Origin of the sequence: Roseimaritima multifibrata (assembly GCF_007741495.1) — a bacterium.
In the GTDB taxonomy this organism is placed as follows: domain Bacteria; phylum Planctomycetota; class Planctomycetia; order Pirellulales; family Pirellulaceae; genus Roseimaritima; species Roseimaritima multifibrata.
This window is the reverse complement of the sequence record NZ_CP036262.1, coordinates 407,611-420,823: the sequence shown is the minus strand read 5'-3', so window position 1 is coordinate 420,823 and position 13,213 is coordinate 407,611. Positions and strand designations below refer to the sequence as shown.

Annotated in this window: 9 protein-coding genes; 7 read left to right on the top strand and 2 right to left on the bottom strand. The window is 52.1% G+C overall.

Annotated elements, in window-relative coordinates; all coding sequences use genetic code 11:
- The first annotated feature begins 826 nt into the window (after nucleotides 1-826).
- Both FF011L_RS01640 and FF011L_RS01635 read left to right on the top strand, forming a co-directional pair.
- Nucleotides 827-1,726, top strand: coding sequence for an SIR2 family protein (locus FF011L_RS01640; RefSeq protein WP_145349671.1), 900 nt, complete (start codon nucleotides 827-829; stop codon nucleotides 1,724-1,726).
- Nucleotides 1,723-4,584: a hypothetical protein gene (locus FF011L_RS01635; RefSeq protein ID WP_145349669.1), complete on the top strand. Its 2,862-nt coding sequence runs from the start codon at nucleotides 1,723-1,725 to the stop codon at nucleotides 4,582-4,584. Before FF011L_RS01640 ends, FF011L_RS01635 begins: the two co-directional genes overlap by 4 nt.
- A 277-nt stretch (nucleotides 4,585-4,861) precedes the next feature.
- Here FF011L_RS01635 and FF011L_RS26670 read toward each other — a convergent pair whose 3' ends face one another.
- On the bottom strand, nucleotides 4,862-7,282 hold the full coding sequence (locus FF011L_RS26670; RefSeq protein WP_246109661.1) for a hypothetical protein: 2,421 nt from the start codon (nucleotides 7,280-7,282) through the stop codon (nucleotides 4,862-4,864).
- 558 nt (nucleotides 7,283-7,840) lie between these two features.
- The gene (locus FF011L_RS01625; RefSeq protein WP_145349667.1) at nucleotides 7,841-8,992 is read right to left on the bottom strand and encodes a PDDEXK nuclease domain-containing protein; all 1,152 of its coding nucleotides are present in this window, start codon (nucleotides 8,990-8,992) and stop codon (nucleotides 7,841-7,843) included.
- 461 nt (nucleotides 8,993-9,453) lie between these two features.
- Here FF011L_RS01625 and FF011L_RS01620 point away from each other — a divergent pair, with 461 nt between their 5' ends.
- The 5 genes from FF011L_RS01620 to FF011L_RS01600 all read left to right on the top strand — a co-directional run bounded on the left by FF011L_RS01620 (nucleotide 9,454) and on the right by FF011L_RS01600 (nucleotide 13,105).
- Entirely contained in the window at nucleotides 9,454-9,891 is a 438-nt protein-coding gene (locus FF011L_RS01620) for a relaxase domain-containing protein (protein ID WP_246109660.1), read from the top strand.
- Nucleotides 9,815-10,993 (top strand): tyrosine-type recombinase/integrase, encoded by a 1,179-nt coding sequence (locus FF011L_RS01615; RefSeq protein ID WP_218932945.1) that lies wholly within the window; start codon nucleotides 9,815-9,817, stop codon nucleotides 10,991-10,993. The genes FF011L_RS01620 and FF011L_RS01615 overlap by 77 nt, the downstream gene beginning before the upstream one ends.
- A gap of 672 nt (nucleotides 10,994-11,665) precedes the next feature.
- Nucleotides 11,666-11,863 carry a hypothetical protein gene (locus tag FF011L_RS01610; RefSeq protein WP_145349663.1) on the top strand — a complete coding sequence of 66 codons (198 nt, stop codon included), beginning with the start codon at nucleotides 11,666-11,668 and terminating at the stop codon, nucleotides 11,861-11,863.
- Nucleotides 11,860-12,117, top strand: coding sequence for a type II toxin-antitoxin system RelE family toxin (locus FF011L_RS01605; RefSeq protein WP_145349661.1), 258 nt, complete (start codon nucleotides 11,860-11,862; stop codon nucleotides 12,115-12,117). The genes FF011L_RS01610 and FF011L_RS01605 overlap by 4 nt, the downstream gene beginning before the upstream one ends.
- 667 nt (nucleotides 12,118-12,784) lie before the next feature.
- Complete coding sequence (locus FF011L_RS01600) at nucleotides 12,785-13,105, top strand: hypothetical protein (RefSeq protein ID WP_145349659.1); 321 nt, start codon at nucleotides 12,785-12,787, stop codon at nucleotides 13,103-13,105.
- Nucleotides 13,106-13,213: the final 108 nt, after the last annotated feature.

The window sequence follows — 13,213 nt, the reverse complement described above, 5'->3', positions numbered from 1 at the left end:
GCAAAAGACGCAGGCTGAGCAGGTGAACTGTGTCGGCTCACGAGCCGACATGGCAAAGCAGAAGTCGCAGGTGCTTCAATCGCACCTACCAAAGCAACTGAGCATTTGCCAAACGAATGGGAGCATGTTCGAATAGGTAAGTGCGTACGATCACAGAACCTTGCTCCGCCCAAACAGCTCACCCTTTCCATAAGAAACATTCTCACACGACCGCAAGCGTGGATTAGAGAAACCCGGCGTGAGTCGAGATCAAACGATGCCTCAGGTTTCCCGTCCCTGTCCCCAATTTCTGGCTCCGGTGTCGGCCACCGGAGCACGCTAGGGGATGAATGAATGCTGCCGACCACGGATTGAACAATCCGAAGAACGACCTTGTGCCATCAGTCAGTCAAACGAGAATACGAATCCGCGCGGTGTTAGCGAAATCAACAAGATTGGCGTCGATCGTTTGTTCCTGGCATCGCCTTCATTGACTTTCGTCGCTGACCTGATTGGTCCAAGCTGCTACCAGTTCACGGAAGAAATGCTCGCGGGGTGAAACCGAAGTCAGCTCAGTTTGTTTGATCCTCCGAAATCCTTCGTTGCCCTGAACAAAGTACTCATCGTTACAACTTGCGATTTACCTGTCTCGTTAACGAAAGCAATCAGTCGTCTTTGCCGGAGAAGCTGCGAGCGATAAACTACGGAGTCAAAGTGAAAACGAGTATTTGACGACCGTACGAAGTTTTTGCGTTGAATTCATGGAATTCGGAAGGTTTTTCACCGCGAGGCGACGTGGGGCGTATGATGAGAGACATGATCCTAGCCATTCGGTGTAGGTAGCCGGATGGCGAACCCAACGAACGCCCTGGCGTATCAGCCGCTTCTTGACTCAATCGAAAACCGCGATTGCATAGCTGTGATTGGTGCTGGGATATCTTCACCGGATTACCCGCTCTGGAACGCATTGCTAACGGAGCTGCTTCGCGACTGCGGAATTCGAGCAGAAGACCTTCCTGCAAAGATTGCGAGAGATATAGCGTCCCTGGCAGATTTCGCGCGTGCAAGAAATCGAGCGGCGTATTACGACACGCTAAACCGGGTGTTCGCTCGCAGGAAGAGTCCAGAGTGCGCTACCCGATATCATTTACTGGCGAGAATCGGATTCTGTAGCTACATCAACCTAAATTTTGACCCAGTTCTCTGCGATGTATTGAATTTGCATACGAACATCAGTGTTTCTACGTACCCTGTGCTTCAACCAAAGCACCTGCGCGATGGCAATGTGTTTCACCTTCACGGCCGGATCGACAAAGACTTTCCCGCCGAAGATGGCAGAATTGTACTGAGCAAAGAGGATTTCAAAACCGCCTACCACCCAATTAAGAGCAGAGTGCATGCCTTCCTACAATCCGTTTTTAATGACCACGATGTTTGCTTTCTAGGTTGCAATCCGGAAGAACCGAACCTTAAACGGATCCTCAGATCCTGCGAGAGTTTTCAGGAGAGTTTGCATGGCGTCACATCGCCAAGTCGACCACGGCGTTTTCTGCTCTGGAATCATGATAGCGCTGAACCGATGTTGAAAAAATGCGGAGTCAATTTGGTGAACTACGCTAAGGTAGATGGAGCCTATACAGGCCTGCTCGACGTTCTGAAGCATCTCGCCGGCGATAGACCAATCAGTCACCGTCAAGGTGGCGTTGAATCAAGTACCTATGCGTCAAACGACGGGGGGCAGCCATGACCACGTCCTTTTTCTCTGAACTTGCCAATCTCAAAGCAATTCTCGGTGGAAGCACGTCGACCGAAGAGAAGTGGAAAGAGGTCAAACCACTGCTAGCGGACGAGCCTATCAAACGCGAGTTTTGGAGCCTGCTCGATAGTGCAGATTGGATCAGCGTCCTTGAATCGGCGGCTGAGTTTGAATCACCGCCTACCCCAGATATCTCTGAGGATGCTTCAAGATTTCCGCGTTGGGATGCATCGAAGTATCTTGTTAGGATGGCGTCACTTGCACCCGCCGACGTGGCTCGTATTTTGGCGAGCGTTCGGACAGCAAACACGTCGGTCAACGGCGACATCATCGACGCGGCCAACAAACTGCCGATTGATGACGCTGTTTGCTTGGTACCTGCGATTCGCTATGCGGCGGAGAACCTGTCAGTCTGGGTTCACTTTAAGGATGCGTGCGAATTCTGCGTCAAGCTCTGTGACTCGGGACATATGGAGGAGGCGTTCGAGCTTGCGGAAGCCTTGTTCCTGCCGCGCGAACCGGCCTCTGAGCGAAGCATGCATGACCCCAAAGACTATTGGTACCGCGAGGGTTTGCAACAAGTTTCGGAATCGCTGGTTTCCGCTAGTCCCGAGCGCATGATTATTTGCCTGAGAGACTGGGTAGGCATTCTGGGACGCGTTAATCGCGGGGAAGACTCGACCTCGATTGCAGACGATTATTCGTACATCTGGCGACCAGCAATCGAGGAGCACGAACAAAATTCGGACTACGATTTAGCTGGATTTGTGGTTGGCGTATTGCGTGAGGTTTGCGAGAGGGCCATTGGTGAAGACCTGATTCCCGTCTCCCGAGTTCTCGCGATATTAACCGAGCAAGAACTCGATGTTTTCCGAAGGTTTCGCGTTCATCTTATTAACGTTTTCGCGGATCGGGTTCCAGAACTTGCGCGCGCGGTGTTGCTCGACCGAGCTTCATTCGATGACTTTGCGTTAAAACACGAATACGCTCGACTGGTACAGGATCGTTTTGGTGAACTTCCCGAGTCTGATCGCAAGAGCTGGATCGAGTTCGTCGATCAAGGTCGGCCTGACGTTGATCGAGAATATCCGTTTTTCGAGAGCGATGAACATTTAACCAACTACGCCCGTTACTGGCGGTTTCACAGATTGCATCTCATTAGAAGGCATCTGAGCGACCAGTTACTCGATGAATACAACAAGCTACTAGAAGAGTTTGAAGACGGCAAGTTGGCCGAATTCCACTCGTACAGCGGTCCATTGCGATACGGCTACGAAAGCCCAATAGAATTGGACGCGTTGCGACAACTAGATTTTGCCGACGCTTTGAAGGCTGTTTGCGAGTGGGATGGTGAATCGACGAGTTCATTTGGTCCAAGCGTGCAAGGTTTGGCGGACAGATTCGAGCAGTATGTTAAAGATAATGCCTCCAGCTATTCGCGTTTCGCAAATGAGTTGATCGACAAGCCGGCTCCATTCGTTTCAGCATTTCTCTCAGCGATGAGAAACGCAGTAACTGAGGGGAAAGCGATCTCTATTGAGCCAACACTGGAACTCTGCGTTTGGCTGATTGATGGAAAGCGGTCAGCGGGCGGCGATTCTTACGTCTACGAGCAGGAGCGGGCACTCGACTTGATTCGCGGATTGTTAGATGCCCAAACGGAAAGGAAGGAGCCCTCCCAATCACTCCTTGATGGTCGGCTCGCGATTTGGGGGTGCATTGAAACAATGTGCGAAGCAACTCCAAATTCTTGGGTTCTTCAGGACAATGAACCTGATGATCCTCGCGATCATGACTTTACGACGCTCGCAATCAATTCAGCACGTGGTAAAGCAGTAGAAACTGCCTTCGCATATGCCGGCTGGATTAGATCGCTGGCTTCGGAAGTGACGAATCAGTCGTTTGAGGCTCTGGACTTGATCGAGTTTCGACAAGTGTTGGAAAGTCAGGCGTGTGGGAAAAACCGAAGTTGGGTTGGACTTGCCATCATCGGCTCACACCTTTCAACAATCTACCATTTTGATGAACGTTGGCTTGAAAACCATCGTGACCTGATTTTTCGACTTGAAGACGTTGAAGAAGACCCTGAAGAAGCGTTCGGCTGGGCGGCTTGGAACGCATTCTTGACCTGGACGCAGCCTCATCGCGTGTACTTGGATCTGTTTCGATCACAATACGAATACGCATGTAGCCAAACGTCAGAAGTGGCTAAGACTGAACGAAGATCACAGTCTCCGATGCGTTCTCTCTCGCAGCACATTGCGATCTACTATGGTCGTGGCTATTTGAGTTTGGAGGTGAATGGAAGCCTGATTCGAATATTGCTAACCAACGCCCGTCCGTGCGTGCGACGTCAACTTCTTCAGTTTATAGGTAACAGCCTTCGTGGTGAGAAAGAGCTTCCGCAAGAGGTTGTCAACCGATTCCAAAGTCTTTGGGACTTTTACTGGCCCATGCACGGTTGCAATGACTTCTTGACGAATCCAGAAGAATTTGTCTTTGCTGATTGGTTTGCGTTTGGATCGTTTGACGAAGTGTGGGCACTCCAAAAGCTGAAAGAAGCAGTCTTTTCCGTACCCGCCGTGATTGCAGGGCGTGATGTCGTCAATCGCTTAGCTCAGCAGGCTGAACGTGATCCTTTATCGTCAATTCAGCTCCTTCAAAGATTTATAGAGTCTGATGACCAGAATTGGCGTGTCGCAGAATGGAGCGCGGCGGCAACCGACATTCTTCGCACTTCCCTGAACTCAGAGTCCTCCAAAGCACGTGATATCGCAGAGTCTTTGATTGACCGTCTTGGTCGTTCAGGCTTTCTTGAGTTTGGAAAGTTGCTGGGGGACAAATTCTGAATTCGCGTTCAGCTTCATCGCATTTTCCTCGAACTGCTACCTTCACGTCCGCGTCGAAACGGACCCTTCGATACTCAGGCTTCATCGACCAGAGTCAATTTGCGACCGCGCGAAGACAGTCAATGGCGTCGGAGATCGCGGATTAGGCGCCGCGACCAGACAAACGCATGCGACCGTCGTTCCGGGGCGCGGCGTGGCCAACACGTGGGGCTTAAAATCCAGCTAAATCTACGGGGCGATGAACCGGTGCAAACGCCCAGCACGGAACTGGGACCACTTACGTTGCTTGAAGCAAGTAGCAATCTCGACCGATCATTGCCTCAACTGCCCCCTCTGAACCAACACAATCCAGAGCCCGATCAAAAGCATCAGTCTCGCTCACGTCGTGCATCATGCCCGCAATCTCATCGTGGTTCGTACCAAAGGCACAACAGAGCACCGCAATTGAGACGTTCACTAGATGCGAGCGGAACTCTTCGATGTGATCAGGTATCCAGTTGCAAAAATTCGGACTAACTCTGACTCGTACCTGTGTATATTCCGTCGACTCGCAAAAGAGAATCTGAGGTGGTGAGACAGCCTGGTCGTCCATGAAGACCTCGACCCGAATAAGCTGATCGGTAGCTTCGCATTCATCAAACACGCAAAGAGACGCAAGGCTCTCAAGCGTACCCAAAAGGTCATCGGAATATATGATGGTCTCGAAATCAGCTTCGCATTCAAGGCAAATCACCGAGTTCCGGACGTTACCTGTCGCTTGGACTTTCGTCCCGAATTGATGCAGTAGAGTTTCAGGGAACCCTTTGCGCACGGAAGATTTCCACTTCGCGAAGAATGCTCGCATCCATTCAACATCTTCCTCAAACTTCCTTGTAAATTCCTCTGCCATCTCGTTTTCGAGCCCCGCTAAGTATAGAACCGTGAATCGAGACATGGGCAACTGCATATCCTGAAGCTGGCTGGCATACGGTACAAGTCTCTTAACCTGGTCGCTGTTCAGCGTGTAGAGACGATTGCAAAACGCCTTTTCAATTTCTTGGTAGACACCAGCAAACTGTTGAAGCTCGATGTCTGCATCATAGAGTTCGCAGAAGCAGTTCGTCGCCAGCTGCATCCATCTTATGAATGATGCCAAACGCCCTTGGCTCAGGTCTGTCCAAGCGAGCATTCGGGCAGTGCGATATCCATACCATGAGGATTGGTGGCAGTCGCCCGTCCACTTGCAGGCGTGATATGCTCCAAAGAGCGCTTCCTGACGCGATGCATTGGGTAGGCCAAGTGAGATGAACACAGTGGAAGCTAGATCGGCTGCTTTTACACTTGTCTCAAGACCTTCTTCCTTCGCCGCTTTGTATCTTGCCTGTTGGTATGCGGACGCCGCTTCGCGAAGCCGCCCCGCTTTTTGAAGAGCCTCTCCCTTACGAATTAGCAACCTTGCTTCTGTAATTTCTCCATCACGCTCTGACGTTAGTTTCTGAATCAAGTCAAAAATTGCATCGAATTCTGGACTCTCAATTAAGTATTCAGAAAGACCTATCACCGTGTCAGTGAATCGCGTTAACGGATAGGAAACGATCGTTTGAGAACGTTCAAAACATGAGGTGAGCTTTCGCAGAATCTCATCAAGATCAAAGGAGTCATCGCATTGCCAAGGCGACAATCCCCCAAATGCGAGCATTGTTTCAGCTTGTAGCCGGACTGCCTCGTCGGGATGATCGTTTACCAGCTCATTTAGCCTATGACGTGCGGCCGCATCACGCTCCCGCAAACGTAATTCGTCGCGATCGAATTCACCGCAACCGACGGAGCACCATAACATGGAAAGCAAGTTGCAGAATTGTTCAACGGCGTGCGCATCAGGTGCGGAACCGAGAAAACGCTCGATCTCGTCGTAGACTTCGATGGCGGTGGATACGTCGTCGAACCACCAATTGTCAGTCCACGCGTGGTGATAGGCGCAGTGGACTATAAGTGACGTGTTTTGTGATTTCTTGGCGATTGACCGAGCACGCTGAAAGAAACCCGTCGTTTCATGTCTTGGCAGTTCAAGTTCGCGAGAGAGAAAGCCAGCTTGCATGTAAGCGCTTGCGATTCCATCGTCAGATGCGTAATTGGCTAGTGGCTCACGAAGCTTATTAAGCACTTCGTCGAGCTCCAGCTGACGTTCGGTATCCTTCGGACCACGTTTGAGCTCCGGTGCTACGGGCACCGAAATTCTGAGCGTTTCTATTGCGATGTGCTCTCGGTTGAACGTCAAGACACGTGTACAAAGCCATTCGCGGTCAAGGATATGAACTTCGAACTCGTGCGTCTTTGAAAGTTCTCCTTCCAATCTTGCGCGGGTCTTGTCTCGGGCAAACTGACTGGTGATGAAATAGACAACGGAGAACTTGGTATCCAGTTCGGCGATTTTCTTACAGTCGCTTCGGACTTTACTGGTCCAGGTCTTCTGGCAACTGAATGCAAAGGCCCAGCGTTCCGTCACTGGCGCTGCAGGTGTACCCCAATAGCAACGCTCAAGTAGCGTCGTTGAAACTGGGTAAGTCGACGAGTCGGTCTTCGAGTCGCCGCCGCCTAAGGGCCCCGCCTGTGGCTTTAGGTTTGGGCACAGTTCAGCTTCTGCGATGCGTCGACAGAAATCCTCAAACAGGTACTCTTCTTTTCGATTCACCAAGGTTTCGAGATGATATTCAAGCAACGACCGTTCCAGTCGTGGAGCCGACAAACGTTGAGAATCAGAAAAAAGGTATGGGCGATTCGCCCGCATTTGCTCGCTTGGCTTGGGGAGGATAGGCTCTCGTCTGTCTTGTGGCATTCGTCGTTTATTCCCAGGCAACTCGTCGAAGACTCATCGATAGTATTGACGAAAGATACTGTTTCAGCGTCACGTCAATACTTACATCAGCTTTGTTTTGATCGATAAACGGGGGTGCAAGTAGACGTCGCACTCTCTGATCAATGAACAGTGTACCTTCGGAAGCGTTCTGGGCACAGATTTGGTGGCGGGATCAAGATTGAAGAATAGCGTGTCGCTCTGAGCCAGAGAGAGTTTCTTTCGAACCCAATGGGAAGTTCTTGTCGTAGTCCAATAACGTGAATTATCGCCGTTCTTTGAGCTCATGCAACGCCACCGATGAGTGTTTCTATAGTGAGTTTGCATGCACCGGTGGCCGACGCCGTAGCATCGTCGTAATCCATCATTCGTGTTTTGCTGTATGCGACCTGGGCCGACTGCCTGATCGCCGCCCCGTAACTTCTATTCGGCATCAGCCTCTGGAAGATCGGTGGACAACTCTGCTTCGATGTCTTCAATGCTTGGCAGACTTGACACCATTGTTTCGGGAAGTGCCGTGGTCAGCTCATAGTCTGCGACACCGATTGGTTTTTCGATTCCTCTTAACGCATATTCGGCAACGATACTATTCTTTGTCTGACAGAGAATCAGTCCGATCGTTTGTGCGTCCGATTCGTGCCGTAGCTCGGAGTCGACTGCCGAACAGTAGAAGTTCATCTTGCCTGCGTGCTCGGGCTTGAACTGGCCCTTCTTTAAGTCGACCACGACAAAACAACGCAGCTTGAGGTGATAGAACAGTAGGTCAATATAGAAATCGCTGTCACCGACGGTCATTTCGTATTGCCGGCCGACGAATGCAAAGCCGCGTCCAAGTTCAAGCAGAAATTTCTCGATATGCGTCAGCAAGCCGGTTTCCAGCTCACGCTCGTGGAACGGCTCTTCCAAAGTCAAGAAATCGAAAACGAAGGGATCTTTCAGGAGATCCGTCGCAATTCCGGCATGGGCTTCTGGAAGTGTGCCGTCGAAATTCGTGATCGCCTTCCCGTGCCGCGTGTGTACCTCCGATTTGATCTGCGAGGCGAGTGTGTCTCGCGACCAGCCGTGCTCAATGATTTGGCTGGCGTACCAAAGCCGTGTGCTCTGGTCTTTTACCTTTTGAATGAGGATGACATTGTGGCTCCAGGAAATCTGCAGGAGCGTCGCCCAGAGTGTGTCGAAAGAGCTCACATCAGAATTTGCCACGGACGGTGGCAAATTTGGCAGTTCCCCAATTTCCGGGGTTTGCTGCACTGCTGGGGGCACCGATGGAAATTTTGCCACGGACGGTGGCAAAATTGGATAAGCACGGAAAAAAGCGATCATTCGCCCAATGTTCCGCTCCGAAAACCCCTTCTCCTCCGGTAATTCGTTCTTTAGATCGACCGCCAGCCGAGGGATGACCTTGCTTCCCCACCCCTGGTCGTTCTGACGCTCGGAGATCATGCGACCAATATCCCAATAGGTCAGGATCAAGGTCGCGTTGACCGACAAGACGGCTCGTTGCTGCCCTCGCCGAACACGCTGCTTGATCTCCGCGAGCAAATCACCGTACAAGTTAAGTTCATCGCGGTTCATGTGTGCAACTCCCCCAGCGGTTGCCCGACAACCGAGATTCCTTCCAAAACTCGATCAGTTCGTAGTTGTCTTTTGGCTTTCATCCGATCCAGTCCCTGAGAGTTCATTGCCATCGCTTCAGGTTTAACGCATCGGACGCGAAATCTCAATCGAATTCTGGAAGCCAAAGGCAGCCAATCAGTTTAGAGGATGCCGTACCAAGATGGCAGGACCCGGCTCCCAAAAAGACAGGCCTGTTCTGTATGTATCTTGACGTGCCAACCTTCCACCAACGATTCATTTTCCAATCGGTCCGCGATTTTGGAGCGTCAATAAGGCTGTGGATATCGGAGCGATGAACCGTTGCGAATGCGGGTCATGTGTGTCACGCTTCTAAAGTCCAAAGCACTGCTTAGGGGACAAGCCTATCCAAAAAACATTTCTTCATTTGACCCTTCATGAGGTGCTCCATATCGTTCCACATGCTCATTGCAACCCAAGGAAAAAACATCGTCGCTACGCGTCAATACTTTGACCAAGTACTGACACAGGGTGACTACTACTTGGGGCAAGAAGTGAACGGCCACTGGCATGGTCATGGTGCTGAAATACTCGGTCTTGGTCGTGGAACTGAAGTAACCAAACAGCAGTTCAGTGATCTTCTTCAAGGCAAACATCCGATCGACGGCAGCCAGCTTACGCAGCGAAGCCGAAAGGATCGCCGCCCCGGAATGGATCTGACCTTTTCGGTTCCTAAAAGCGTTTCGCTTGCGTGGGCGATCAATGGCGACGAACGTCTGATTGTTGCTCTTCGCGAAGCGGTCCATGAAACGATGGCTCGTGATGTCGATCCGAACGTTTTTCGACAAATTCTGCTACCGGGATGTGACACTCGGTTTAGCGACACCTCGCAAGCCTAAGCGTCGACCGGTGGTATTAAGTACTCGGGAAGTCGCTCGACTGCTTCAGGCAGCCTCAACCATCCGAGACAAACTGGTGCTGGGATTAATGTATGCAACGGGCATGCGAGTCAGCGAGGTCGTCAGAGTACGATTTCGAGACATCGATTTTGATCGCAACATCATCATGACCTGGCAGGGGAAGGGTCGAGCGGACCGGCTAGTCACGCTACCGCAGAGCTACCGAGAACTATTGCGATCGATGCGGGCACACGGAACTGCAGAGTCCTACATATTCGCAGGGGCCGCCAAAGGACGGTTTCTCTCGACACGGACCGTCCAAAGAATCATGCAGACAACGATGCGGATTGCCAAAATCGACAAACCTGCAACTCCCCATTCGCTTCGCCACAGCTTTGCGACTCATAGCTTTGAAGCGGGCTGTGACATTCGGCGAATACAAAAGGTTCTCGGGCACGTTCACCTAGAAACGACCACCATATACGTGCATGTCGCAAAGCCGGCCGACCCGTCTCAGATGCCAAGCCCCATCGATCGCCTTCACGCAGCAACGGGAGATGGCCCATCCGAACCATCGCACATGGCCACTTCCTCCCCGGCATTAAGTCGTGATCCCCAAAATCTGCCAAACGTGCCATCTCCGCCAGCAGAGCCCGTCGGAAGGATGCAATTGTTCGGAAAAACATCCCCCGACTCATCGTCGACTATCCAGCTAACCATCCGCGTGCCAGCAGAAGGTCGAGCCATCTATTTCACTGGGACAACGGTTACCGAAGCAAGGCAGGGCTATTTAACACTCAGCGTCCCACCGCTTGAAAAATGGGACAAGGAACTTAATTGGCTCAGACCCAGACAGCGCGAACGATTCCAAGAAGCTGATTTTTACGAGCGGTTGCAGCAATCGATTCGCTCCCGATTCCAGGCGGGTACCCTAATCACTCATCGTCCTGAAAAGCAAACAACAACAGCCACAATCGCCACGCGAATCGATCGGCCACATCGCGACCGAAGCCTCCCCTCAACCATCTCCAAACACATTTCCCTCAGCGCAAGCACCTTTCCCACAGCCCCTTTTCCAACCTGGAGCGTCCGAACAAAGTAAAAATTTGCCAGCAATCAATAAACAGCTATCATAAAACAGTTCAAAAAAGCAATAACCTTCCCAGGCCACCCCAAACAGCCCCCGCAAACCAGTCATTGCGACACGCTGTCGGCCATAAACACGTTGTGCGGTCACCCGACCAATCGCTTCGCTCCAATCTATCGGTTTGTAACCGACTCTGGCACTGGAACGCGACCCTTGCTTTGGACAATGAGCCATTCGCTGATGGAGCCGTAACGAGTCGTGGGCTTCGGGAGTAACTGGCGGCGGTGGAGCTCTCGGGGGCCGGCTTGAATTCTCTGTCGCGAGCCTGCAAGTCGTCGTGGGCTGGAGCGCGAACATGTAGCGAAACACGCTAACACAAAATCTATTGGTTCCAACAACGTCATTCGTGAGCCAAGCAAGGGTCGCTGGCTCTCAGTAGCGAAACGGGTGAACGCACAACATGGTTGGGCCGCTAGGCTGCGGCTTTGTTGTTGGATGATCATTCGCTAGGGAAACGACTGGATCCTTCGAGAACGTCAACGGGCACGGCACACCGCAGACACCTGATTTGGTTATTCGCCTCAACTAACGTATCATTAACGGATCCTCTTTCACGTCGATCGCTTCGGTCACCACCGGCGTCGGCCAAACCTTCCGTTGGGCGGCACCGCTCGAAAGGCTACCGCAATGTCACTTCAAGAACTTGAAAACACAATCGCAAAGCTACCGCCAGATGAACTCGCGAAATTCCGCGAGTGGTTTCTGGATTTTGATTCCGCGCAGTTTGACAAACGCATCGAAACCGATGCACGAGATGGGCGACTAGACTCGCTTGCTGACGCGGCGCTCAGAGATCACGCGACTGGCAAATCGACGCCACTATGAATCATTTTGCAAGCCCTGCCTTCTGGGAGTGCTACAAGAAACTTCCAGACGTCATTCGTACGTTGGCCGACAAGAATTTCGCACTGCTCAAGGATAACCCAGATCACCCCTCGCTCCACTTCAAGAAGGTCGGCCGCTATCGATCTGCTCGCGTTGGGCGAGACTTCCGTGCGCTCGCCGTCGAGACCGACGATGGCCTGCTATGGTTTTGGATTGGAAATCATGCCGAATACGATCGCTTGATCGGCGCGTAGGTGCCGCCCAACATGGTTTTTACGCTAGGCCTTCGGCACACCTTCCTTTGCACTTCAAGCGGGGCTGGCGTATCATAAGCTTTTCGTGATTCAACTCCACCGCTTCGTTCAGGGCGGTGTCGTAAAAACCTTCCGTTGTGCGGTCACCCGATCATTCGCTTCGCTCCAGTCCATTAGTTTGCAACCAGTTCACGCATTGGGACGCGACCCTTGCTCTGGACAATGAGCCATTCGCTGATGGAACCATAATGAGTCGTGGGCTTCGGGAGAACTTGGTGGCGGTGGAGTTCTCGGGGCCCGGCTTGAATTCTCTGTCGCGAGCCCGCAAGTCGCCGTGGGCTGGAGCGCGAACATGTGGCGAATCACGCTAACACAAAATCATCTAGTTTCAGTAACATCATTCGCGAGCCAAGCAAGGGTCGCTGGATCTCAGTAGCGAATCGGGTGAACGCACAACATGGTTGGGCCGCTAGGCTGCGGCTTCGTTGCTGGAAGACCTTTCGCTGGGGAAACGACTGGATCCTTCGAGAACGCCAACGGGTACGGCACACCGCAGACACCTGATTTGGTTATTCACCTCAACTAACGTATCATTAACGGATCCTCTTTAACGTCGATCGCTTCGCTCACCACCGGCGTCGGCCAAACCTTCCGTTGTGCGACCTCAGTGAATCTTGATGCGGACGATGCACGCGACTACATGAAGCTGCTGGAGCGTGCCATCATCCATCTGCGTTACCGAATCCGCTACGACGATTCGGTTACCGTCGCGGAGGTTCACGACATTCTCGACTCACTGCACAACATTCCGGCCATGCTTCGGGGCGCGGGCGATTGGTTCACGCCCGACAACATTGACGCTGACCTGGAACGTTACGACAACAAATGGCTCAATGCCGATGACGGTGCGTCCCGCCGTCGCGGACTGCTCGAACTCTTGCAAGACGTACGGAATGGAGACTTCAGCGACGATCCACCGGTCGCCTAACATGGTTTTTACGCTAGTCGCGGCTGTCGTCGTTAGAGAATCGTTCGGTGTGCCACGGTCGATCGCTTCTGTCACGTTCCCTCTGGTGCAAACCCGCGATCACCTTGG